This window comes from Rhizobium sp. B230/85, from assembly GCF_019355735.1.
In the GTDB taxonomy this organism is placed as follows: Bacteria; Pseudomonadota; Alphaproteobacteria; order Rhizobiales; family Rhizobiaceae; genus Rhizobium; species Rhizobium rhododendri.
In genome coordinates, this window is the sequence record NZ_CP072157.1 from 848,268 (window position 1) to 870,254 (window position 21,987).

Consider the following 21,987-nt stretch of genomic DNA (forward strand, 5'->3'; position numbering starts at 1 on the left):
GAAGGACCCAAGATGGCATCGGGGATCAGCTCCGGACGAAGGCCAGCAGATCGGCATTGATGACATCGGCATGGGTCGTTGGCATGCCGTGCGGATAACCGGCATAGGATTTGAGGACGGCGCCCCGAACGATCGAAGCCGAGATCTTGCCGGTCGTTGCAAACGGCACGACCTGGTCGTCCTCGCCATGCATCACCAACGTCGGCACTGCCATCTTCTTTAGGTCTTCGGTGAAATCGGTCTCCGAGAAGGCCGCAATGCCCTGGTAATGGGCGAGCACGCTTCCCATCATGCCCTGCCGCCACCAGTTGCGACGGACGCCTTCCTTCACATCGGCACCCTCGCGATTGTAGCCGAAAAACTGCATCGTGAAATCGTAGAAGAACTGCGAACGATTGGTGGCCGTCTGGTCGCGAACGAAGTCGAAGACATCCATGGGCACGCCATCCGGATTGCGGTCCGTCTTGACCATGATCGGCGCAACAGCGCTGACAAGGACAGCCTTGGAGACGCGCCCGGCCTTGGCATTGGCCACATAGCGGGCAACCTCGCCGCCACCCGTGGAATGGCCGACATGGATGGCATCTTGTAGGTCGAGGGCATCGGTGAGCGCCATGACGTCGGCAACATAGGTGTCCATAGTGTGGCCGGTGCCGATCTGCGAGGAGCGTCCATGGCCGCGGCGGTCGTGGGCGATGACCCGGTATCCCTTGTCGAGGAAGAACATCATCTGCCCATCCCAGTCGTCTGAGGAGAGCGGCCAGCCGTGGTGGAACATGATGACTTGGGCATCCCGAGAACCCCAGTCCTTGTAGAAGATTTCGGTTCCGTCCTGTGTGGTGATCGTGGGCATGGTCGTCTCCAATGTTGGGGTTTCAGATGATGATGAGCTCGGGTCGTTGACGGCCGGGCGGCTGGTTAGGAACCGCGTTTTCCGACACCCTGAAGATAACCTTGATTTCCACTTGACGAAATAGAAACATTGTAAACATATTGTTTCCTGAAATGACAATGAAAACGCGACTCCCCGATCTTGAAGCCTGGGCCATCTTCGCCAAAGTCGCCGAACTCGGTTCATTCTCGCGGGCGGCGGAAGAGCTGGGCCTGTCGAACCCGACCGTCTCAAAGGCGATTTCCCGGCTGGAACAGCGGCTGGGTTTCTCGCTGTTCGCCCGCACGTCCAGGCGCCTTTCGGTCACCCAGGCCGGGCGGTCGTCGCTTGAGCGTGCGACCCGCATCCTTCATGAGGCCCGGGCGCTGGAAGAAGAGGCGTCGGAGCAGACGGATATGCCGCGCGGCCTCGTGCGGGTCAGCGCACCGCTGTCGTTCGGCACGGCGTATCTCGGGGCGACCTTGCCGCCCCTTCTGAAAGCCTATCCGGAGATCACGCTGGAATTCTCGCTGAGCGACCGAAAGGTCGATCTGATTGCCGAGGGCTACGATCTCGCACTCCGCATCGCCAGCCTGGAGGATTCGTCGCTGCTTGCCAGACGCCTTGCCACTGTGCGGATCCTTTTGGTGGGGTCGCCGGACTATTTCGACAGATACGGACGCCCCAAAACTCCCGGCGAGCTTGCAGGCCATCGGGCGCTTGCCTATACGGGCGGCCCCTCCAGAGGGGTTTGGAAATTCACGCATCCCGTCCTTGGCGAGCAGATCGTCGCGCCGCCGGTCTCCATGTGGACGGATAATGTCGACATCTTGAACCCCGCCTTGCTGGCCGGCCAAGGGCTCGCCCTGCAGCCGGATTTCATGGTGTGGCGCGACCTCGAGGCGGGCAAGCTCGAAACAGGCCTGCCGGAGTGGTCGGCGACATCGCTGGGTCTCTACCTCGTCACTCCGCCCAGCCCCTTGCGGCCTCTCAGGGTCAAGGCCGTGATCGAGCATTTCACGCGCGAGTTTTCCCGCGCGCAGTGGACTGGGCCCACAGTTAGATCCTGAGGCTGCGGCCTGGACGACGGGACGTTACACCAGAATTTACTTCGTCGAAGCAAGCACCGCCTCGATCTCGCTGCGCGTCGGCATGGCGGGCGCTGTTCCGCGTCGCGTCACCGCGATGCCGGCGGTGGCGCAGCCGAAGCTGACGGCATCGAGCGGCGCCGAACCGCGCGATATCGCGGCAGCAAAACCGCCGACGAACGCATCGCCTGCGCCCGTGGTGTCGATCACCGGTCCGTAGTTCATGGCCGGAACATGCACGGATGTGCCTGCGTCATGGTAATAGACGCCACGCCCGCCGAGCGTGATGACGGCGGCACCGACACCGCGCGCGACCAGCGCTTCGCCGGCCCGCTTCGCATCCGCGATCGTGTCGAGGGGAAAGCCTACGAGGGCTGCAGCCTCCGTCTCGTTCGGGATGATATAGTCGCACAGGTCGAGCATCGCCTCGGGAAAAGTTTCGGCGGGTGCCGGATTGAAGATCGTTGTGACGCGGGCCGCGCGTGCAATGGCAAGGGCATGCAGTGCGGCGACGGCCGGCTGCTCGAGCTGCGTGACGAAGACTGCCGACTGGCGGATCGCCTCGCGGGCTGCCTCGACATCATCGACCCCGATCGTGCCGGCGGCGCCCGGATAGACGATGATGGCGTTGTCGCCGGTGCTATCGTTGACATAGATGAAGGCCGCGCCCGTCGGCTCGTCGTCCATGATCACCAGCAGCGGCTTAACCCCGGCATCGGCATAGGTTTTCTGCGCAAGATCGCCGAATGTATCGCGGCCGATCTTGGAGATGAACGAGACCTCGGCGCCGGCCTTGGCGGCAGCGACCGCCTGGTTCGAGCCTTTTCCGCCGGGGCCAACGGCAAAGCCGCTGCCCTTAATGGTCTCGCCGACAACCGGCATCCGGTGTGCCAGATAAGCTGTGTCGGCCACGAAGATGCCGAGGATCGTAACGCCTGTTCCCACCATGACCACCCCTTGTCGACGTTCAGTGTCTGCGCCGGATCATATCCGTCCTATCGACCGTCTCGCAACTGCCAGCTTCTACGCAAGCCGGTTACTTGACCGCACCTGCCGTCAGGCCCTTGACGATGTAGCGCTCGAGGAAAATACCGATGAGGATCAGCGGCAGGATCGCGGCGGTCGAGATGGCGGCCATCGACCACCAGTTGATCCCCTGCGACCCCGTTTGGCTCGCCACCATGACCGGCAGGGTCTTGGCGCTGGAACTGGTCAGCAGGGCTGCAAAGAAATATTCGTTCCAGCAGAGAATGACGGAGAGGATGAACGCCGCCACCATGCCTGGCAACGCAATCGGCAGGACGATGCGCACGAAGGCGCCCCAGATGGAGCAGCCATCGACCAGGGCTGCCTGTTCCAGCTCGACCGGGATCGTGTCAAACTGGTCGCGCATGATCCAGATGACGATCGGCAGCACCATCAGCGTGTAGATGAGGATGAGGCCGACGAGCGTGTCGAGCAGCATCAGGTGCTTGTAGAGCACGAGGAAAGGCATGGCGAGAACCACCGGCGGCAGGATCAACTGCGACAGGAAGAAGAAGGAGATATCCTTGTTGCGCATCCAGAGAAACCGGTAGGAGAACCGGCTGAGCCCATAGGCGGCGAGCGAGCCGATGATGACCGCAAGCAGTGCCCCGCCGGACGATGCGATGATGCTGTTCAGGAACCGCATCATGAACTCGTCGCGCACGGTCGACTGCACAAAGATCGTGTCCGGCGACAGGCCGAGAGAGCGCCAGCCTTTCCAGTCCGGGGTGAAGTCGACGAACGGGATCATATTGCCCTGCGTCACATTCACAGCCGTCTTGAACGACGTGGTGATGGTCCAGTAGATCGGAAAGAGTGAGATGAACGCCCAGAACACCAGTGCGGCATAGATCAGAAGGCTGCTGGTAAGAAACGCCGGACGCCGGGCCCAGAGGCCGGGCTGGCTTTCGGTGGGCGCGTGAAGGGGTTGGCTTGTCGACATCGGTCTGCCCTCAATTTGCACGTTGCATCCACCGGCTCGCCAATTTCAGGATCAGCGAGACGAAGATGATGATGACGACGAGGTAGAATTCCGCGAGCATCGTGCCGTATCCGACATTCGAGCGATCCCGATATTCGCGGAAGATAAAACTCGACACCGTATCGGTGGCGCCGCCCGGCCCGCCCGCGGTGACATTGATGACGATATCGGCAAGCTTGAGCTCGAAGATGACGCGCAGGATGACGACGGTCAGGCTGACTGGCAGCATCAGCGGAAAAGTGATTTCCTTGAAGCTCTGCCAGCCCGAGGCACCATCCACCTTGGCTGCTTCCTTGACCTCGGATGGCAGGGCCTGGAGGCCCGCCAAAAGCAGGATCATCATGAAGGGGATGGACACCCATCCATCCATCGCCATGATGGACGCGCGGGCCAGCGCCGGCGTCGAGAAGAAGGCGGGATTTTCCCAGCCGAGATGACGCGCCAGCGTTGCCGCCGGGCCAAAGCGATATTCCATCAGCGATTTGCCGATCATCCAGCTGACGGCAACAGGGCTCAGCATCAGCGGCAACAGGAACGCGACGCGGAAAAACTTACGAGCCCGGATCTCAGCATTGAGAAGCAGCGCCAGTCCGAATGCGATCGTGTACTGCACCAGCACGGACAGAACATAATAGACCATGTTCAGCAGCGCGTTCCAGAAATACACATCCGCAAACAGGCTGCGGAGATTGTCGAGGCCGTTGAACTGCCGACCGTTTGCAGCGCTGAGGTTCCAGTCGGTGAAGGCGATGTAGAGGCCGAAGACCGTCGGGAAGATGACCATCGCCACGGTAAAGAGAACGGCCGGAAGCACGAACGCGGCGCGCTGACCGGCTTCGCCACGGATCATCACCTGGGCTGCACAGAGCGCCACCGACCAGACAACATAGGCATAGACCAGCGGTCGCCAGCTGACGAGCCCAATGGCCGTCACGCCGGATGCATCGAGGATCTGCAGGATGAGCACGGCCACAAGCAGGACGGTCGCCCCGATCAGCAGAACGCGGCCCTGCCGCGCGGACGGGCTTGGCGCCCCCACCGGCTCGATCGTGCCGATAACCGGCATATTCGCATGCGACATAAGCACATCCCTGGCTAACCCGGACAAAATCTGCAGACGGCCGGACTTCGGTCCCGCGGTCCGTCAGGCAACGCACGCAGCGGCGCCTGACGGGGTAGGCTTCTTCGGCGTGATCAGACGCCGAGCGAGGCCTTGTAGAGCGCGACCTGTTTTTCGCGCCCGAGCTGGTCGGTGATCTTCTCCCACGCCGCCGCGATAGCATCGGCGCCGTCCTGAGGCTTAACCTGACCGGCGAACACCTTGGCCAGCTCATCTTCCGCAACGCTGTAGTATTGGAAGATGCCGGGAATGCGGGGTTCGATTGCCGCATTCGGATGGTTGTAGGAGTTCGACTGCGAGGCGAGATAGTTGGAGATGTAGGCCTCCTCGTAGCCGGCCGCGACCCATTCCTTGATGTCGAACTGGCTCTTGCGATAGCATTGGAAGCCTGAAGGATAGGCGGCAGTCCAGAGTGCCAGGTCCTTGCCGCCGAGATGGGCGGCAGCGCTCCAGGCAGCCTTCTTCTTCTTCTCGTCGCTGTCGACCCGCGCCATCACGTAGACGCCCCAGCCGAGATACGCCATGTTCGGCGCATAGTTCGGCCCACTGGCGAGCTTGTCCCATTTGCCGGTCTTCGCGTTGTAGACATCGTCCGATCCGGGCAGGATGTCGAAGGCGACCGTCGTGCCGACCACGGAACTGTCGCTGGTCTGGGCGCTCTGGCCGACGTCGCCCCACCAGGAGATCATCGAGCCGGTGCCTGCAAGGAACTGCTGGAATGCCGTCGTGCCTGGATCGGCGTTCAGCTGGTCGCCCGCCTCCGATGGCAGCGCGTCGACCACGTCCTGGATTGCGCGCACCCAGGCCGGGTTGTTAATGCGTGGCTTCATCGTGTCGATGTCGAACAGCCAGGCCTTGTCGTCCGGGTGCTTGGCATAGGCGGTGGCGCGGCTGCCGAGGAAGTAGAAGCCGAAACCGCCCCAGGCCTTGGGCGCATCGAGGTAGCCGATGGCATCGGCGCCGGCGATCTTCTTGCCCTTCAGGAACTTGGTGACTTCCTGGACCTTCTGCCAGGTCTTCGGCACGCCCCACTCCCCTCCATGGCCTTCGCTCTTCCAGGCCTTGGCAAGGTCGGCGTCGGTGAAATAGTCGGTGCGGTAGTTGAAGTTGTGGCAGTCGCCGTCGACGGAGACGCGGTAGGTCTTGCCATCCCAGGTGCCAACCGGCGCCTTTAGATAGTCGACGTAATCGTCCATGTCGATCTGCGCCTTGACCCAGTCGGGCATGACTGAGGCAAGGCCCTTGCCGCAGACGTCACCCTCGAACGGTGCGCCCATTTCGAGAATGTCGAAGTCGACGGTGCCGGTGGCAATCGCCTGCTGCAGGCGCGGATTATAGTCGGCCTGCGCAAGGTCGATCCAGGTGATCTTGGCGCCGGTATAGTCTTCCCAGGGCTTCAGGAAGCCGCGGAAGAGGAGGTTGTGGAGGTTCTGGTTGTTCAGCCCCATGAAGGAGAGCTGGACACCGGCGAACTCACCCTGCTTGACGTTGGCCTTGGTCGCATCGAGGCACATCTGGCCGACCTTCTGCCAGTCTGCATCGGTCGGCGACCCCTTGCCGACACCCGGCACCTGAAGGATCTGCGAGCGCAGCGACGCGTCGGCCGCAAAGGCATTGCCGAATGGTGCAAGCACGCTGCCAGCGGCCGCAAGCGCACCAAGGCCTGCGCTCGTCTTCAAAATGGCGCGGCGGCTGAGCGCCATGGCCATCATTCGTTCGTAATCGCCAACTTTCATTTCTCTCTCCTCCCTTGAAGTTGCCACGCATCGTGGCGTCTGGCGCTCCCCCCTCGGAGCGCATTCCTGAAAACTCAGTCGAGACGCAAGCCGCTCTGCGCATCGAAAAGATGCACCATCGCCGGATTGGGCGTCATCGCAAAGGGCTGGCCGTGTGCAGCCTCGACGCGGTCGCGAAAGACGCCGATGATCTTCTGCTGTCCGAGCCGGGCAAAGACCTGCGTTTCGGAGCCGGTCGATTCAACAATGGTGAGATCAGCCCTGACGTCGCCGCCGAGCACGAAATGCTCCGGTCGGATCCCGTAATAGGCAGGCGTTCGATCGGACCCTGCCGGTGCCCCGGAGAGCGGAAGCCGGATGCCCTCGTCGGTTTCGAAGAACGGCTCTTCGCCCGCAAGGATATGGCCCTTGACAAGGTTCATCGACGGCGAGCCGATGAAGCCGGCGACAAAAGTGTTGGCCGGCTTGTCGTAGAGCGTCAGCGGCGAGCCGATCTGCTCGACCCGGCCATCCCGGAGGACGACGATACGGTCGGCCATGGTCATGGCCTCCACTTGATCGTGGGTCACGTAGATCATCGTCGTCGCAAGGCGGCGCTGCAGTTCCTTGATCTCGGCGCGCATCTGGACGCGCAGCTTGGCATCGAGGTTGGAGAGCGGCTCGTCGAACAAAAACACCTTGGGGTCCCGCACGATGGCGCGTCCCATGGCCACACGCTGACGCTGGCCGCCGGAAAGCTGGCGCGGCTAGCGGGAAAGATAGGGCACGAGATCGAGGATCTCGGCTGCCTTGCGGACACGGGCGTCAATATCGGCCTTGCGCTCGCCGCGCATCTTCAGCGCAAAACCCATATTGTCGGCCACGGTCTTGTGGGGATAAAGCGCGTAGCTCTGGAACACCATGGCGATGTCGCGATCCTTGGGCGGCAGGTTGTTCACCACCTTCCCATCGATCTCGATGTCACCGAAGCTGATGGGCTCAAGGCCAGCGACCATGCGCAGCAAGGTCGATTTTCCGCAGCCAGACGGCCCGACCAGAACGACGAATTCGCCGTCCGGGATTTCAACGGAAACGCCGTGGATAACCGTCAGGCTACCGTAGGCCTTACCGACATTGACGATATTCATCGATGCCAAAAACAAATCTCCTGCCCATTACGCCGCGCTCTCCCCGCAGCATGCGATCGGTCTCGGCTACCTGCGGTGGCGAGCGCCGGATCACCGACACCCGCCCCGTGCAGTCTGCCCTGGGAGGCTCAATCACATGACCAAAACTTCACATGTAAAATTCGAACTGTAAAGTGTAAAGTTTTGGTGAATTGACATTATTGCCTAAATGTCTCTATTGAAAAGGTTCTTTTTTCGATCTTAACCTCATTGCAGGTTAAGGAAAATGGATAACCGGGATTTCACTGCGGTGCACTCTAGGTCCGGATTGCATGCATCACGATTATTGTGTATTTCGTGAAGTCATGGAAAGCTTTTTCGGGAGGAAACAGCCATGCTCAAAGGCATAGATCCGGTCATCAGCGCGGAACTCATCCACGTTTTGATGCTGATGGGTCACGGCGATACGCTTGTCGTCTGCGATATCAACCATCCGGCCCAGACGATCGCACGGCAGACGACCCATGGCCAGTTGCTGAACGTATCGGGATGCGGTCTGCCGCGGGCGACTGAAGCAATTTTGACGCTGATGCCGCTGGATACTTTCGTCGATGCCCCCGTCAAGCGCATGCAGGTGGTCGGCGATCCCGACGGTCAGATGCCGATCTTTCCGGCGATGCAGGCAGTCTTCGATGCGGCGGAAGGCCGACCCATCACCGTAGAGGCGCTGGAGCGATTTGCGTTCTACGATGCCGCCAAGCGCGCCTTTACCATCGTCAGGACGTCCGATCCCGGACCTTACGGCTGCTTTATCCTGACCAAGGGCGTCATCTAGCCCCGTTCGCGCTCGGGCGTCGAGACCAGCAATGCGGCCGCCTCGTTGGCGTGACGCAGAGCGATCTCGATGTCATCGCCCGAGGCCATGCCTGCGGCCAGCACGCCGATGAATTCGTCGCCCGCACCGTGGGTGCTCTCGACCTTGATCGGCAGGGCGGCCATGAAAGCCTCCTTGCCATCGGCATCCGCATAGGCAACCCCTGCTCCGCCGGCGGTAACCACCGCCTGCCGGTAGCTTTTCGACAAGAGCCGCGCTGCGGCGAGAGCGCCTTCCAGTGTCTCGACCACCGGCACGCCTGCCAGCATTTCCGCCTCGATCCCGTTGACGACGATCACATCGACAAGAGACTGGAGCTCGTCCGACAGCGCGCGCGCCGGGGCTGCATTGAGAAGCACCAGACCGCCGGCATTCCTCACTGCCCGCGCTGCAGCGACGTTGGCCGCATCTGGCACCTCATTCTGCAGGACGAGGACCGTGGTCTTTTGCAGCACATCCGCAGCAGCGGCGATATCGTCGTGGCCGAGCGTCAGATTGCTGCCGGAGACGATGACGGCACCGTAGTCGCCGTCGGCGTCGAAGATGGCGACGCTCATGCCGGTGGACAGCGACGCGTTGCGCCGTACGAACCGGGCGTCGACCTTCTTGCGCTCGAGGTTGGCAAGCAGCGCATGGCCGAAATCATCATCGGCGACAGCGCCTATTATGGCGGTCGCAATGCCGGTGCGGGCGGCAGACACCGCCTGGTTACCCCCTTTGCCGCCGCTCTTCGGGTGCCACGACACGCCTGTAATGGTTTCGCCCTTGCGCGGTCGCGCAGGTCCATTGACGGCGATATCGTAATGCAGGCTTCAGAACACGGTAACGAGGGGCGAAGACGTCATAAAGGTCGTTCTTTCCGTTTGGATGTAACTGCGGACATGGTCCGGTCGAGGTTTCGTTCGGCAGCCTGATAATCGCGTTGGGCGACCGACACGAAGATGGCGTCGAGGATATTCAGCTGCGCTATGCGGGCTGCAGCATTTTCGCCCATCAGGGGCGAACCTTGCGCAGTCGAACACAGCACCACGTCTGCGGATTGCGCCAGGGCAGAAGAATTGTAATTGGTGATGGCAATCGTCCGGGCGCCGTTGCGGCGCGCAAGCTGGATCGCCTCGATCACTGCCGTCGTATTTCCCGAATGGGAAAACCCGATGGCGATATCGCCGTCGCCGAGCAACGATGCCGACATCAGCATCATGTGGCTGTCGTCAAACATATTCGCCCGCACGCCGATCCGCAGGAATTTGTGCGCAACATCCCGGGCAATCTGTGCCGATCCGCCGACGCCGTAAAAATCGCGCTGCCTTGCGCGGTGTATGAGGTCGGAGGCCCGGTCGAACGCCTCCATGTCGAGGATCGACAGCGTTTCCTCAAGCGCATTGATGGATGTGCGGAACACCTTCTGAACAATTTCCTGAGACGTATCGTCTGCCGACAGTTCCTGATGCATCTCCGCCGTCGGCTGGCGGTTGTACTGGCTAACAGCGGTGCGGAAATCGCGGTATCCTGCAAATCCGAGCTTCTTGGTGATTTTCACCACCATGGCCTCCGAGACGCCGGCATCGTCGGCGATCTGCTTCAGCGACGTGCTGTCGCTGAAGTCACGGAGGGCGAAGACGGTATCGACGACCTTTGCTTCGAGTGGTGTCAGCAGCGGCATCATCATCCGGATGCGTGGGCCAACAGCCTTAGTATCGAAGCTTTCGGTATTCATCCTCGTCCCCTTGTGGCGCGATCGATCATCATTGCGACAAGGATTATAAGGCCAGTGGCGAGCAGTTGATAGAAGGCCTGCACATTCATCAGGGTAAGCCCGTTGCGCATCGCGCCGAGGATGATCGCCCCGAGGATCGTCCCGAGCACGCTCCCCTTGCCGCCCATCAGCGAAGCGCCGCCAATGGCAGAGGCCGCAATCGCGTCGAGTTCCCAGAGATTGCCGAGGATAGGTTCCGCAGCACCGAGGCGGCCGACGAGGATCAGGGCAGCCAGTGCCGCCAGTGCGCCGGAGATGACGTAGGCGGTGATCTTGGTGCGGGCGATGGGGACGCCGGCGACGTAGGCTGCCTCCTCATTGCCGCCGACGGCCAAGAGATATTCGCCGATCGGCGTCTTTTTCAACAGGATCCATGCCGCAACTGCCACGGCTGCGACGATCCAGACGGGCGTCGGCAAGCCAAGCAGGTTACCGTTGAACAGGCTGCGGAAGCCGACAGGAATGCCGAGCACGGGATTGCCGCCGGTGTAGATCAGCGCAATCGCCCTGTAGGTGCTGAGCGTACCCAGCGTGACGATAAACGGCTGAAGCCCGACATAGGCGACAAGCACGCCGTTGATGAAACCGCAGACGGCGCCGATGCCGATGCCGGCAAGGATCGCCAGCGGTATCGGAACGCCCGAAAGCAGCATTGTTGCCGATATCACAGCCGCGATGGCAGCCGTCGGGCCCACCGAAAGATCGATACCGCCGGAAATGATGACCAGGGTCATGCCGAGCGCGAGGCAGGCATTGATGCTGGACTGCTGCAGGATATTGACGAGGTTGCGTTCGGAGATGAAGCCCGGGACGATCGCTGCAAACACCGCCAGAATAACGATCAGTCCGATCAGGGTGCCGGCGTCACGCAGCGAAAAGGAGAAGCGGCCGAAACCGGAGGAAAGCTTTGTCGCATCGGCGGGTGACGTATGACTCATGATGAGCTCCTATACTTTTCAGCGCTCACGCAGCCGGAGCTGACATGGGGGATTGACTGACGCCGGGAATGGCATGGGCGACGATGGCGCTTTCGGACAGATCGGCGCGCTCGATCTCGGCGGCAATCCGCCCCTCGCGCATGACAAGCACCCGGTCGGAGAGACGAATGACTTCCGGCAGCTCGGAGGAGACAACGATGATCGAGTGACCGTCGGCGGCCAGGGCCTCGATCAGCTGGTAGATTTCCGACTTCGCTCCGACATCGATGCCGCGCGTGGGTTCGTCGAACAACAATATCTGCGATTTGGCGGCCAGCCAGCGCGCAATGATCGCCTTCTGCTGGTTACCGCCGCTGAAGAGCCGGATGGGCCGGTCCAACTGGAAAGGCCGCAGGTTGACGCGGCGCAGCAGGTCGGTCGCGGTCGCCCGAAGTTTGCCATTGCGGATGATGCCCGCCTTGGAAAAGCTGCCCAAGGACGCAAGCGCCATGTTGTTGGTCACGGAGCGACCGGGAATGATGCCTTCGCGTTTGCGCTCTTCCGGCACAAGGCCGATGCCGGCAGCGATTGCATCGCGCGGGCTGCGGAGAGGAAGCGGCTTCCCGTCGATTTCAACCGAGCCCGAAGTGATGCGGTCAACGCCGGCGAGCAGGCGCAGCAGTTCCGTGCGTCCGGAGCCGACGAGCCCGGCCACGCCGAGTACTTCACCCCGGTGTAGCCGAAACGAGGCATCGCGGATCTTGGTCGCCGAAGACAGGTTCTTGGCCTCGAGCTTCACCGTGGTCGTTGCATGCGACACCTGCTTTTCCTGCATCAGCTGGCGGCCGACCATCATGGTTATGACATCCTGGTGGGATGCCGTGCGGATATCGACGCGACCAACCAACTTGCCGTCGCGCATGACGCTGGCGCCCTGGCAGATCTGGAACACTTCGTTCATCTTGTGCGAGACGTAGATGATCGAGACGCCGGTCGCGGAAAGATTGGCGATGACCTCGGCGAGCTTTTCGAATTCACTGGGTGTCAGGCTCGAGGTCGGTTCGTCCATCGCGATGATCTTGGCGCGGTCGAGCAGCGCACGGCCGATCTCGACGATCTGGCGCTGGGCGACCTTCAGCGTCGAAATCGGCGCGGCCGGATCGATGGTCGGGTCGATCATCGCCAGCGCTTCCGCGGCCCTGCGCTCCTGCTCGTGCCGTGCGACGAAAATGCCGCCGCCCGTGGTCAGGGGATGGCCGAGGAACATGTTCTGGGCGACGCTGAGATGCGGCACCTGCTGCAGTTCCTGGTGGATCATGGCAATGCCGGCCAGGCGGGCGTCGGAAGGGTTGCGGAAGGAGACCGCCTCGCCATCAACGAACACGCTGCCGCTGGTTGGCCGGAACACGCCGGACAGGATGCGAAGTAGCGTGGATTTTCCGGCGCCGTTTTCCCCGAGAAGCCCGTGGATTTCGCCCGGCGGAACATCGAAGGATATGTCCGACAGGGCAAGGACGCCGGGGAACGACTTGGATATGGATTCAAATCTTAGTCTGGGCGTCTGCGTCATGTCTCGGCACCTCTTGTACTCGGAGACGCCGGCCATTGCTGGCCGGCGTCGGATAACTGGCCGCTGAATGTCAGGGAGCCTTGGCCGCGTCTTCCATCAGGACGGCGCGGATGGCGGTGTCGTCACCCTGGTAGCGTGCGATGTTGTCCTTGGTGATCAGCGCCTGGGGCGTTGCGACGACGCGCGGAACCTTCTGGCCGGCAACGAGCCGCAGGGCGGTTTCCAGAGCGACTTCGCCGGTCAGAACCGGGAAGCTGTCGACGGTGCCGGTGAGTTCGCCGGCCTTGATCGACTTGTAGGCGTCCGAAATGCCGTCGGTGCCAAAGACTGCGACCTTGCCCTGGAGACCAGCCGACTTGACGGCCTCGACGATGCCGAGCGCCATGCCGTCGTTGTTGGCATAAAAACCGATCAGATCGGGATGCTGCTGCAGGATGTTGGTGGCAGCGTCGTAGGACGTCTGGCGATCCCAGTTGCCGGGAACGCTGGCAACCACCTGGAACTTGCCGTTCTGGGTGATCGTCGACTTGAAGCCGTCGGTGCGCTGCATGGCGGCGTAGACGCCGGCCTGGCCTTCGACGATGGCAACCTTGCCACCTTCAGGGCGGTTCTCGATAAACCACTTGGCGACACGGGCGCCGTTATCGCGCTGGACGTTGCCGACATAGTGTTCCGCCTGCGGAATGACGGCATCGTTGACGTTGACGACAGGAACATTGGCTGCTTTTGCCTGCTCCATCACCGGCTGCAGATTGGCATCGGTCTGGGGCGATACCAGCAGCACGTTGAAGCCCTGCGTAATCAAGCCTTCGGCAATCGTCAGCTGGCCGAGCTGGTCACCCTCGCTCTGGGCTGCTTGGTAGGCGACGGAAACGCCCATCTTTTCGCCGAACTTCTTGTAGCCATCGCCGAGCGAGCGCCAGTATTCATTGGTCAGTGTCTTGGAGACAGCGCCAGCCTTGGTGCCAGCGGCTGGCTTGGGAAGAGGTCCGAGCTTCGCATCGAGCTGCGACCAGTCGATGCGGTCCTTCTCGGTGTCCGAATTCAAGGGCGCCAGTTCCTGTGCCATGGCGGCGCTGAACAGCAAGGTCGCCGCCAAACCGCCGGCAAGCGTGGTCTTCAGAAAAGTCTTCATCGGTTCCTCCCGAATATGAAATGGAAACAGCAGCGTCTGCGCTGCGGAGATTGCGTTATGCTCCCGCGCCGAACATCAGTTCCTGGATGACGGCTTGAGCGGAAACAGCATCCTGTCGGTCAATCGCGCCGGACAGGCGATTGTCCTGCTCGAGGCGATCCACGACCTTCAGCATCCGCTGCACGGTCTGGATATTCACCTCGCATTCGTGAACCGGATCGAGCCCGGTCATGTCTGGGAACGTGTCGAAATAGATGGCGCCGTCATAGCCGTCCTTGCGGATCTGGCGCAGCAGCTCGATGGTCTGCAGCGTATGAACCGCGCCCACCATCAGGCCGTCGTCGCGCTTGGCGTAGCCATCGTTGAGGTGCACACCGAGCACGCGGCTGTAGCGGGCGATCAATGCTGCCGCGAAGGCCGGCTGCTCGTCGGCATAGAGCACATGGGCGAAGTCGAGCGTGACGCCAAGGTTTGGCATGTCGACGTCCTTGATCGCCAGCAGCGTCGTCGCGCAGTCGGGCATCAGGCTATAGGAACGGGGCTCGTTCGGCTTGTACTCGATGCTGATCAGGCAATCCTTGTCATGCTCGCAGACTTCACGAATGCCGTCCAGTTCGTATTTCCACAGCGTGGCGTAGTCGGCCTGGAACGCGTAGTCGAAACCGTCCTGGCCAAGCCAGATGGTCATCAGGTTGCTACCGGCTTCACGCGTTGCGTCGATACCTTTTTTGGTCAGTTCGACCGCTTCACGACGGACCGCAGCGTCAGGATTGGTGAAGGCACCGATCTTGAAAGCCGGGTTGGTATAGTAGCGCATGGCAAAGCCATTGATGGAAAGGCCGAGATCGTTGATCTTTTTGGCCAGCTCGCGGGGATTTTCCGAAACGTGGTCGGGGTAGTTGAGATCCAGATCCGTCAGGCCCTTCACCTTCGCGGCCCGGGCGACCATCTGCGAAACGGTTGGCTTGCCGGAAAGGTCCGGCCATTCCGCCTGCGGCCGGGAAGCAAATGAATTGAGGCGGGTGGCGAATTTCAACTGGGTCACTGGACTACGCTCGCATCGTTATCGACCGCGCCTACTTCACATCTTTATATTTTTTTGTAAAGTTATGAAATGTTGTGCTGCGCAACAAATCGCTCTTGCGCCGCCGTAGGGCGTGCTTCTTCTCAATAGGCGTTCACAAATGTCATCCTGCACGCGGAGCATTTGGCCCTTAGCTGAAGTCTTCTGTCGAAGGGCTTGCCCGGTCCTGTGTGGTCGCTGGGGACGTTTTGACAATCGGCGCCCTTCCAAGTCTTCGACTTCTGGACGGGAACGTGGCACCCCGCATGCCGATCGGCTTCTGCGCCGGGAACCACGCGTCCTGCCGCGCCTTCCTGCGGGGTTAGCATCGAGGTTGCCGTCACGACAAGGGAAGCGAAAACTTGCGTACTCTGGAGGACAAGGCGGCGGAGCTTGACGAGTACACGCTGCCTAAGGATTCCAAGCTGCCGTTAAATCCCTTGCATCCGGTTCACACGGCCCAGAAGCACGGTGTCAGCCGACGGTTCCTCGAAGACAGCGTTTGCGAGGGCGGCGACGGCAGCCTCGTGCTCCTGCCTCTCAACGCGCCGAGCCAGCGTTCGGGCGAGGACCGGCAGCGGGGAGACCCGCTATCGGCGGCTGACGCCTGGAACTTGGGATACATAAAGGCAGCCTGCCGCGACCCGAAATTTAGCTCCACGTCGCCTGCATAGCAGGCCGGACCACGTCGTGGGATCGACGCGGGTTCTGGTTACCTCGGCCAGGAATGCTACCAGACCTTCGATCCTGGGTTCGGTATCGACATCTGACTTCCAGACGGGGCGCCTCAGACAGGTGATCGCCTTCTCATGCCGAGGGTGACGCTGAGCATGAAGATGGAAACGTTCTTGAATCTCAGATTCGTCGACACAAACACCTCATTCGCTTCAGATCGATGCTGGAGAGGTGACACGCACTGAACCGAAGGAGGATGATCCACCTGAAAGGCCGTGTTGAATTTTCTTATCACCAGGACAGAAATCGGGCACGATCGCTGTTTGGATGGCGCCCATAGTGCTAGCCGACCCGAAAGCTCGGTGTTTTGGCTACCTCTACGGCCGGGCTTGTTTTTGTATTTAAGCCGGAACCCATCAGACCTTCGCCCGTTGGGCTTAGCGCGTTCTAGACGTTGAGCCGAGCGCGATGCACTCGCCGAACGACCTTCATCACTCTACCACGTGCCGAGCGTTCGCTCGACAAGGCGGAAATTCCATCATTGCGGAGCAGATTCAGATGTCCGAAGAACGAGACCTAGAAATTGCAAAAGAATACAGATCGCGAGGCGGCGTAGGCCGATTAATGGAAGATGGTGAAACAATAAGCAGAGACGAGGGCTTGGACCCACCGGAAGCAGACCAATATTGGGAGGAATTTATCACGCCCCGCGTGGATGCGGGGGATCACCATGGCATTTTCCAGCACTTGCGCTGACGGGCGTCGCTGAGGCGCGAACCCACACCCACATTCGTTGCGATCGTGTCCCCCACCGTGGTGTCGCTGACGAGGCGCCAGTGTTTTCCGTTAGGGTCGGGTTGCTTAGAGCCAACCTGAAGGATACCACTGATGGGCCTGCGGGGCGTGAAGCTGGCCGTCTGCCGATGCGCACGAGGGTATCAAGGCAGCCGCGTCGAAGGTGCTCTCCGCCGCTTGGCAGAGGTGCCGTCTTCCACTTCGTGCGTAACGCCCTGGCCAATGCCGGAAAGAGCGGACGGCGTGTCGTGTCCGCCTTCATCGCAACGGCCCTTGCCCATGACACTCCCGAAGCTGCAAGCACCAGTGGCGCAATGTCGCCGACCAGATCAGGTCGAAGGTGTCGAAAATGTCCAATATCATCGATAGCGCTGAGCATGACGTGCTCGCCTACATGACCTTTCCCAGACAGCATTGGGCAAAGCTTCATTCGACAAACCCGATCGAGCGCCTCAATGGTGAGATCAAACGGCGCACTGAGGTCGTCGGCATCTTCCCCAACACGATGCCATCGTCAGATTGGTCGGTGCCCTTACTGCTTGAGCAGAATGACGAGTGGGTCGTTCAGCGATCCCGATACATGACACTTGAGACCATCGCCACAATGAGCGATGATCCGCTCATTAGCCTGCCAGACGCAAGCTGATCCGTTCCCGGCTCTGTCCGGAAGGCACGGCGACAGCCGGAGCTACACCACAACATGGGACACGATGTTCGTAGTGGCACGTCGCAGCTGTTTGCTGCGTTGGACGTTGCCACTAGCGCTGTGATTGGCCAGTGTTACAAACACCACCGAGCGAGCAAACTCCTCGACTTTCTGAATGCGGATTGATGCTGACGGATAGAAGGGATGCCGACTGTTCCCATTGCTTCTGATGTTTAAAAAAACTCTGGTGCTGCGGTCGCTCGATAATCCCTCTGACGCACGCAGCCACACCGTTATGGCGGGCATAGCTCAACGTCGGCCTGCAAATTTGCTTAATGAATTAAAGCTATGATGCATATATCCTTGCCGAATAAATGCCGCCTTGCCGAAATTGTACTAGGACTTCTGAATGAAACTGGACTGGACGCCAACCGGCTGGACGCGGGTCATCGCTGGCACGATCTCCATCACACTGGCGTGCGTAGGCATTTCGGTGTTCGTTGACTCGTTCAATTTCGTGAACTTGACGGACGAGGCAATAAACCGCTCGCTTGTCGTGGATATCCTTCTGCCCGTATGCTTGGCTGGCCCATTGCTTTTTCTCTTGTTGAGGAAAGTTCAGCAACTCGCAATCTCCCACCGCGAACTGACCATCACAGCATCGACAGACAGCTTAACAGCGGTCCTAAACCGAGGCGCATTCACTCTTCTGGTCGAAAGCTATCTGGCAAGAGCCGAGGAGCAGGTTACGCTGCGTTCCGGTTCACTCCTCTTGATAGACGCCGACCATTTCAAAGCTATCAACGATACTTTCGGGCATCAAAAGGGCGACGAAGCTCTGAAGATCATCTCGCAGAGCATTAAGCTTTGCCTCGGACCAGCGGACCTTGTCGGCAGGGTTGGCGGCGAGGAGTTCGGCGTTTTTCTGCCAGGTGCGGCGGTGACGGAGGCATCCAAGATCGCCGAGCGTATTCGGTCGACAATCCGAAACGCCCAGTTTCCCGCCGGAAACGACACAAACCCGCTTTCGGTGAGCGTCGGAGGCGTCACCTTCCAACGCCCCGCTTCGTACGACGAACTGTTTTCCATTGCGGACCAACACTTGTACCTCGCCAAGGCTAGCGGCCGAAACCGGGTCAATATTGTAACCGGGTGAATACCAGTGTGCGCAATCGAACGCATCGCTGCCTCCGTCCGGTCCGGGCAACTTGGCGAATGCAAGCGCCCCAAACCCAGCCGTTAACCCCTGAACTTACCTTCGTTCATGTCGGCGGGGTCATAGTTCAGCTCCCAGTCTTTCTTCGGCTCCTTGCCATCGGGTGCCTTGTTGACCGTGGCGTCGTCCGAGCCCGTGAGGACACGCGGCTTGGCACTTGCGACACCATTATTGTCACTTGATTTGATGAGCTTGCCGTATTGGCCGGCGGCGTCTTTTTCGACATCGGCAGCCTTAGCTTTGCTTGGGTTGTCCGGGTTGGCCATCTCTTTCCTCCATCGTGTCCACAGCAATTACACAGCTCCAACCTGTGTTCTGCCCAATGGTTCCCCAGTCCTCCGGGAACCGAAACCACAGTTGCTGGTTGATTCTGGCCAAGGAGGAGGAGAGGATGAATATCGACAGGGACGGATGGATCAGCAAACGCTCTTACGCCCTCTGGGAGGAGGCCGGCAGACCGAACGGCAGGGATCACGAAACGTGGTGCAAGGCTGTTGCGGAATACGAAATGATGATGAAAACGCGGGCATCAGTTGACGGAGCAGAGGTTCTGCAGTTTCGCGCGCGCGCCAGGAACGGACATTCGGGAACCCGGTTCAGACCGCAGCTGGGTGCAACCGGACAATAATGCGACGTCCCAGCCCCATGCTGCTTCCGCGCGCCCATTCACTGGGGGCTTGTGTCTGTCAACGTCAGTGCATCATAAAGCTCGGCTCATTGTCCTTTCGGACCATGTCGGAGTAGAGAAGCGAGCGGATACGTTCGAGCTCTCGCACCTTGATGCGTTCCTTGTGCAAGACATCGGCCGTGACATCGCGCCAGCCGCTGCTGTCCTCCCCCGTCATCACCCGTCCCCCCGCGTCAAGGAATTCGCAAAATTTCGCTGCCGACACGATGCGGCCGGACAGTTCGGCATAATGATTTGCACGGCGGCTCATGGAGACCTCGATGCTGTTGGAAACGCGCTGGCGTCCCGGTGATCACTTCCTATAATGCCCTATGGTATCCATGGGACTTAGCCAAAACTTTGTTCATCATCAATTAAGGTTAATTTTAACGGGCAGCGCATTCTACCCCGTACGCGACAAGGAATATGACTGATGGAACTGAAGCCGCCGCTACCGCCTGGCTACTCGACCGTATCGCCTGGCCAGATTGCAAGCGTCGTCACGTGTCTGGAGATGCGCCAGCGCCCGGAAATCAGCCTCCCGGAGCAAGACGGCATGTCATTTCAGCGCTGGAAATCGCCGGACCTCGGCGAATATCGTGCACTATATCGAGCGGTCGGCGAAAACTGGCTGTGGGTATCGCGTCTCGAGATGCCGGACGACGAACTCACCGCAACCCTCGCGGATCGCGATGTCGAGACCTACTATCTCGAAGCCGGTTCGCAGAAGATCGGCTTCCTTGAACTCGACTTTCGAGAAGCGGGCCAGTGCGAAATCGTCTATTGCGGGCTTGTGGCCAGCGCTATCGGCCGAGGTGGCGGACGATACCTGATGGCCAGTGCGCTGAACGCCGCCTGGTCGAGGGACATCGATCGCCTATGGTTGCATACCTGCCACTTCGATCATCCATCAGCTTACGCATTTTACTGTAGGTCTGGTTTTAAGCCGTTTCAATTTATGGTCGAAATCATCGCCGATCCGCGGCTTTCAGGCTCGATACCGAAAACTGCCGCTCCGCATGTCGCGCTGCTTGAAGCATAGGCGGCCTCGCAATCGCGTTTTCGGATTTGCGGCCCTAGAAAGCATCCAGCTCCTTGCGACACGCGGCAGCGAACTCTTCGAGGACGTTCATATGACCGCTGCGAGCAAGAAGACGGAGCTCTGACAGGCTCCGGTTCGGCGTCATGTACTCGCCGACGATGGCGTCCATGACCCGCTCGCCGGCGTCGGTGACAGCCTTTGACGCCACTAGGTGCATTCGGGCGAGGATCGCATAGATCATGACGATATCGCCTATATCGTCCTTCTCGTGACTGAGAGCATCACCATATAATCTGGCAGCCTCCGACAGGAACCCTTCGAAAAGCGCCTCACGACGGGTGCGATTGGCCTCGCGCCGTTTCTCTTTCACCTGTGACGACAGGGTGATCCAGGACGTGGTGAATGACGTGACAGAACCCACCAATGCACCAGCCAGGCCGAAAAAGGCCGAAACATAAGCAGCGTCCACAAGGACCTCCTATTCAAATGAGGTGCCCGCCCGCAGCGACGTTACCGCGGCGTCACGACGCTCGAGGCCAGTTTGAACGGGCTCGATACCGCAAAGCCTGCCGCGTCGAAGACGAATGCGCCAACCCGCGCAGCCGATGGCTTTCTGTCCAGCATTTCAAGCTGCCGACCGAATCGGGCAAGCGATGCAAACCTGTCATGTCCCACGCCGTCGGTGGCCTTCAGGGAGCTCAGGTCGACAACCCGGATGTGGTTCTTGACGGCCTCCTGCTGAATAATCGGATCGCTGATATCCAGCCGTCCGATCCGCGGTCGCTCAGCACCCAGAAGGCTGGATACCGCAAGGGCGCGGTCGTCCTTGGAGATCAGCAGGGTGAGCGGAGAAGGCAGTTTGCCGATCTCCTTCATCTGCGACTTGAAGACGTCGAGGTCGATGTCGGGCGAGGCAAGCACCACCTGCAACTTGGCGATGACGTCCTCACGATGCTCGAGCCTCAATTGGCGCACAACCTCCATGACGAGAAAGCCGCCCATGCTGTGGCCGAAAAGAACGATGCGCTTGACTTTGTCTGCCGATGAAAGGGCTTTGACGACAGTTTCAAGATCATGCCGGGAATAGAGCACAGCGTCCTTGTCAGCCACATATCCGACGACCGATGCCTGCGACGGCCAAGAAAACATGATGGGACTGTCGAGCCCTGAATCGGTAATCATTTGTGCTTCCCGATAAAGCGCTTCCTGAAAAGAATTATTGTAGCCATGAACATAGACTTCGACGCTTCCGTCGCTGCCGACAGAACGAGCCGCAGCGGCGGTGAAATCGCCCTCGGACAGGTCTTGACGTTTCGTCACCACGAATTGCTTCTGCGGATCCGGGCGATCCGTGGGGTACTCGATCGCCGAGACCTTATGGGCTGGCGGCACCGACATCTCATAGCTCTGATAGGCGACGGTCTCGGACCAGTTGACCCCGTAACCCTTTGAAGGCCCGAGCGCGTTGCGGTTTGTCGCAGTCAAGAGAACGATGCGTTTCTGCGGAAGATTGGTCAGCCGGGCTGGGTCGAGAACGGCGGCGGACGGCCGGGACGCACAGCCGGAAAGGCCTATAGCCATTACGACCGTCAATTGTACCGCGCGGCGGTACGATCTGTCTGGAAACATCATGAAGGCACGGCCCTTGTTGGCGCGACACCGTTCTCAACGGCATCATTCGTGAGATAGGTGAGCGCCGACG

At 60.2% G+C, this 21,987-nt stretch carries 21 protein-coding genes and 3 pseudogenes; 8 read left to right on the forward strand and 16 right to left on the reverse strand.

What is annotated here, in order from left to right:
- Nucleotides 1-25: 25 nt before the first annotated feature.
- On the reverse strand, nucleotides 26-853 hold the full coding sequence (locus tag J5289_RS21980) for an alpha/beta fold hydrolase (protein WP_209207282.1): 828 nt from the start codon (nucleotides 851-853) through the stop codon (nucleotides 26-28).
- Nucleotides 854-1,011: 158 nt separating this feature from the next.
- On the opposite strand from J5289_RS21980, the gene J5289_RS21985 reads away from it, so the two are divergent.
- Complete coding sequence (locus tag J5289_RS21985) at nucleotides 1,012-1,941, forward strand: LysR family transcriptional regulator (RefSeq protein WP_209207281.1); 930 nt, start codon at nucleotides 1,012-1,014, stop codon at nucleotides 1,939-1,941.
- Between the two features lie 36 nt (nucleotides 1,942-1,977).
- On the opposite strand, the gene J5289_RS21990 is transcribed toward J5289_RS21985, so the two are convergent.
- The 5 genes and pseudogenes from J5289_RS21990 to J5289_RS22010 all read right to left on the reverse strand — a co-directional run bounded on the left by J5289_RS21990 (nucleotide 1,978) and on the right by J5289_RS22010 (nucleotide 7,959).
- A complete protein-coding gene (locus J5289_RS21990; protein ID WP_209207330.1) occupies nucleotides 1,978-2,904 on the reverse strand; it encodes a ribokinase in 927 nt (308 codons plus the stop codon).
- Nucleotides 2,905-2,995: 91 nt separating this feature from the next.
- Nucleotides 2,996-3,928 carry a carbohydrate ABC transporter permease gene (locus tag J5289_RS21995; protein ID WP_209207280.1) on the reverse strand — a complete coding sequence of 311 codons (933 nt, stop codon included), beginning with the start codon at nucleotides 3,926-3,928 and terminating at the stop codon, nucleotides 2,996-2,998.
- Between the two features lie 10 nt (nucleotides 3,929-3,938).
- Nucleotides 3,939-5,048 carry a carbohydrate ABC transporter permease gene (locus tag J5289_RS22000; RefSeq protein ID WP_374108591.1) on the reverse strand — a complete coding sequence of 370 codons (1,110 nt, stop codon included), beginning with the start codon at nucleotides 5,046-5,048 and terminating at the stop codon, nucleotides 3,939-3,941.
- Nucleotides 5,049-5,161: 113 nt separating this feature from the next.
- Nucleotides 5,162-6,823, reverse strand: a complete 1,662-nt coding sequence (locus J5289_RS22005; RefSeq protein ID WP_209207279.1) for a sugar ABC transporter substrate-binding protein — start codon at nucleotides 6,821-6,823, stop codon at nucleotides 5,162-5,164.
- 74 nt (nucleotides 6,824-6,897) lie between these two features.
- Nucleotides 6,898-7,959, reverse strand: a pseudogene (locus J5289_RS22010) (ABC transporter ATP-binding protein).
- A 364-nt stretch (nucleotides 7,960-8,323) separates the two neighbouring features.
- Between J5289_RS22010 and J5289_RS22015 the strand changes: the two are divergent.
- Nucleotides 8,324-8,764 (forward strand): RbsD/FucU family protein, encoded by a 441-nt coding sequence (locus J5289_RS22015; protein ID WP_209207278.1) that lies wholly within the window; start codon nucleotides 8,324-8,326, stop codon nucleotides 8,762-8,764.
- Here J5289_RS22015 and J5289_RS22020 read toward each other — a convergent pair.
- The 6 genes from J5289_RS22020 to J5289_RS22045 all read right to left on the reverse strand — a co-directional run bounded on the left by J5289_RS22020 (nucleotide 8,761) and on the right by J5289_RS22045 (nucleotide 15,217).
- Nucleotides 8,761-9,612: a PfkB family carbohydrate kinase gene (locus tag J5289_RS22020; protein WP_247750733.1), complete on the reverse strand. Its 852-nt coding sequence runs from the start codon at nucleotides 9,610-9,612 to the stop codon at nucleotides 8,761-8,763. The two genes, J5289_RS22015 and J5289_RS22020, sit on opposite strands and share 4 nt — an antisense overlap.
- Nucleotides 9,613-9,644: 32 nt before the next feature.
- Entirely contained in the window at nucleotides 9,645-10,520 is an 876-nt protein-coding gene (locus J5289_RS22025; protein ID WP_142831292.1) for a MurR/RpiR family transcriptional regulator, read from the reverse strand.
- Nucleotides 10,517-11,497, reverse strand: coding sequence for an ABC transporter permease (locus J5289_RS22030; RefSeq protein WP_209207277.1), 981 nt, complete (start codon nucleotides 11,495-11,497; stop codon nucleotides 10,517-10,519). The genes J5289_RS22025 and J5289_RS22030 overlap by 4 nt, the downstream gene beginning before the upstream one ends.
- A gap of 25 nt (nucleotides 11,498-11,522) precedes the next feature.
- Nucleotides 11,523-13,046 (reverse strand): sugar ABC transporter ATP-binding protein, encoded by a 1,524-nt coding sequence (locus J5289_RS22035; protein ID WP_209207276.1) that lies wholly within the window; start codon nucleotides 13,044-13,046, stop codon nucleotides 11,523-11,525.
- 70 nt (nucleotides 13,047-13,116) lie between these two features.
- Nucleotides 13,117-14,181 (reverse strand): substrate-binding domain-containing protein, encoded by a 1,065-nt coding sequence (locus J5289_RS22040; RefSeq protein WP_209207275.1) that lies wholly within the window; start codon nucleotides 14,179-14,181, stop codon nucleotides 13,117-13,119.
- Nucleotides 14,182-14,236: 55 nt separating this feature from the next.
- Complete coding sequence (locus J5289_RS22045) at nucleotides 14,237-15,217, reverse strand: sugar phosphate isomerase/epimerase (protein WP_209207328.1); 981 nt, start codon at nucleotides 15,215-15,217, stop codon at nucleotides 14,237-14,239.
- A 389-nt stretch (nucleotides 15,218-15,606) separates the two neighbouring features.
- Here J5289_RS22045 and J5289_RS22050 point away from each other — a divergent pair, with 389 nt between their 5' ends.
- From J5289_RS22050 to J5289_RS22060, 4 genes and pseudogenes are all read left to right on the forward strand, one after another.
- Nucleotides 15,607-15,918 carry a hypothetical protein gene (locus tag J5289_RS22050; protein ID WP_209207274.1) on the forward strand — a complete coding sequence of 104 codons (312 nt, stop codon included), beginning with the start codon at nucleotides 15,607-15,609 and terminating at the stop codon, nucleotides 15,916-15,918.
- A gap of 892 nt (nucleotides 15,919-16,810) precedes the next feature.
- Nucleotides 16,811-17,360: pseudogene (locus tag J5289_RS22055) on the forward strand (transposase); the annotation flags it as partial.
- Between the two features lie 66 nt (nucleotides 17,361-17,426).
- Nucleotides 17,427-17,534, forward strand: a pseudogene (locus J5289_RS29460) (IS630 family transposase); the annotation flags it as partial.
- 235 nt (nucleotides 17,535-17,769) lie between these two features.
- Nucleotides 17,770-18,516 carry a GGDEF domain-containing protein gene (locus tag J5289_RS22060; protein WP_142831297.1) on the forward strand — a complete coding sequence of 249 codons (747 nt, stop codon included), beginning with the start codon at nucleotides 17,770-17,772 and terminating at the stop codon, nucleotides 18,514-18,516.
- An 83-nt stretch (nucleotides 18,517-18,599) separates the two neighbouring features.
- On the opposite strand, the gene J5289_RS22065 is transcribed toward J5289_RS22060, so the two are convergent.
- Nucleotides 18,600-18,842, reverse strand: a complete 243-nt coding sequence (locus tag J5289_RS22065) for a hypothetical protein (protein WP_209207273.1) — start codon at nucleotides 18,840-18,842, stop codon at nucleotides 18,600-18,602.
- Between the two features lie 125 nt (nucleotides 18,843-18,967).
- On the opposite strand from J5289_RS22065, the gene J5289_RS22070 reads away from it, so the two are divergent.
- A complete protein-coding gene (locus tag J5289_RS22070) occupies nucleotides 18,968-19,204 on the forward strand; it encodes a DUF2934 domain-containing protein (RefSeq protein ID WP_209207272.1) in 237 nt (78 codons plus the stop codon).
- A gap of 64 nt (nucleotides 19,205-19,268) precedes the next feature.
- Here the strand turns inward: J5289_RS22070 and J5289_RS22075 are convergent, their stop codons facing one another.
- Nucleotides 19,269-19,514 carry a hypothetical protein gene (locus J5289_RS22075; protein ID WP_142831300.1) on the reverse strand — a complete coding sequence of 82 codons (246 nt, stop codon included), beginning with the start codon at nucleotides 19,512-19,514 and terminating at the stop codon, nucleotides 19,269-19,271.
- Between the two features lie 162 nt (nucleotides 19,515-19,676).
- On the opposite strand from J5289_RS22075, the gene J5289_RS22080 reads away from it, so the two are divergent.
- On the forward strand, nucleotides 19,677-20,285 hold the full coding sequence (locus J5289_RS22080) for a GNAT family N-acetyltransferase (RefSeq protein ID WP_209207271.1): 609 nt from the start codon (nucleotides 19,677-19,679) through the stop codon (nucleotides 20,283-20,285).
- 34 nt (nucleotides 20,286-20,319) lie between these two features.
- Here J5289_RS22080 and J5289_RS22085 read toward each other — a convergent pair whose 3' ends face one another.
- The gene (locus tag J5289_RS22085; RefSeq protein WP_209207270.1) at nucleotides 20,320-20,754 is read right to left on the reverse strand and encodes a hypothetical protein; all 435 of its coding nucleotides are present in this window, start codon (nucleotides 20,752-20,754) and stop codon (nucleotides 20,320-20,322) included.
- A 41-nt stretch (nucleotides 20,755-20,795) separates the two neighbouring features.
- Nucleotides 20,796-21,866 carry an alpha/beta hydrolase gene (locus J5289_RS22090; protein ID WP_247750725.1) on the reverse strand — a complete coding sequence of 357 codons (1,071 nt, stop codon included), beginning with the start codon at nucleotides 21,864-21,866 and terminating at the stop codon, nucleotides 20,796-20,798.
- Nucleotides 21,867-21,987 lie beyond the last annotated feature (121 nt).

Coding starts and splice junctions, on each gene's coding strand:
- J5289_RS21985 (WP_209207281.1), top strand. CDS start 1,012: ATGAAAACGCGACTCCCCGATCTTGAAGCCTGGGCCATCTTCGCCAAA.
- J5289_RS22005 (WP_209207279.1), bottom strand. CDS start 6,823: ATGAAAGTTGGCGATTACGAACGAATGATGGCCATGGCGCTCAGCCGC.
- J5289_RS22075 (WP_142831300.1), bottom strand. CDS start 19,514: ATGAGCCGCCGTGCAAATCATTATGCCGAACTGTCCGGCCGCATCGTG.
- J5289_RS21995 (WP_209207280.1), bottom strand. CDS start 3,928: ATGTCGACAAGCCAACCCCTTCACGCGCCCACCGAAAGCCAGCCCGGC.
- J5289_RS22040 (WP_209207275.1), bottom strand. CDS start 14,181: ATGAAGACTTTTCTGAAGACCACGCTTGCCGGCGGTTTGGCGGCGACC.
- J5289_RS22090 (WP_247750725.1), bottom strand. CDS start 21,866: ATGGCTATAGGCCTTTCCGGCTGTGCGTCCCGGCCGTCCGCCGCCGTT.
- J5289_RS22015 (WP_209207278.1), top strand. CDS start 8,324: ATGCTCAAAGGCATAGATCCGGTCATCAGCGCGGAACTCATCCACGTT.
- J5289_RS22065 (WP_209207273.1), bottom strand. CDS start 18,842: ATGGCCAACCCGGACAACCCAAGCAAAGCTAAGGCTGCCGATGTCGAA.
- J5289_RS21980 (WP_209207282.1), bottom strand. CDS start 853: ATGCCCACGATCACCACACAGGACGGAACCGAAATCTTCTACAAGGAC.
- J5289_RS22060 (WP_142831297.1), top strand. CDS start 17,770: ATGAAACTGGACTGGACGCCAACCGGCTGGACGCGGGTCATCGCTGGC.
- J5289_RS22030 (WP_209207277.1), bottom strand. CDS start 11,497: ATGAGTCATACGTCACCCGCCGATGCGACAAAGCTTTCCTCCGGTTTC.
- J5289_RS22000 (WP_374108591.1), bottom strand. CDS start 5,048: ATGTCGCATGCGAATATGCCGGTTATCGGCACGATCGAGCCGGTGGGG.
- J5289_RS22035 (WP_209207276.1), bottom strand. CDS start 13,046: ATGACGCAGACGCCCAGACTAAGATTTGAATCCATATCCAAGTCGTTC.
- J5289_RS22070 (WP_209207272.1), top strand. CDS start 18,968: ATGAATATCGACAGGGACGGATGGATCAGCAAACGCTCTTACGCCCTC.
- J5289_RS22080 (WP_209207271.1), top strand. CDS start 19,677: ATGGAACTGAAGCCGCCGCTACCGCCTGGCTACTCGACCGTATCGCCT.
- J5289_RS22025 (WP_142831292.1), bottom strand. CDS start 10,520: ATGAATACCGAAAGCTTCGATACTAAGGCTGTTGGCCCACGCATCCGG.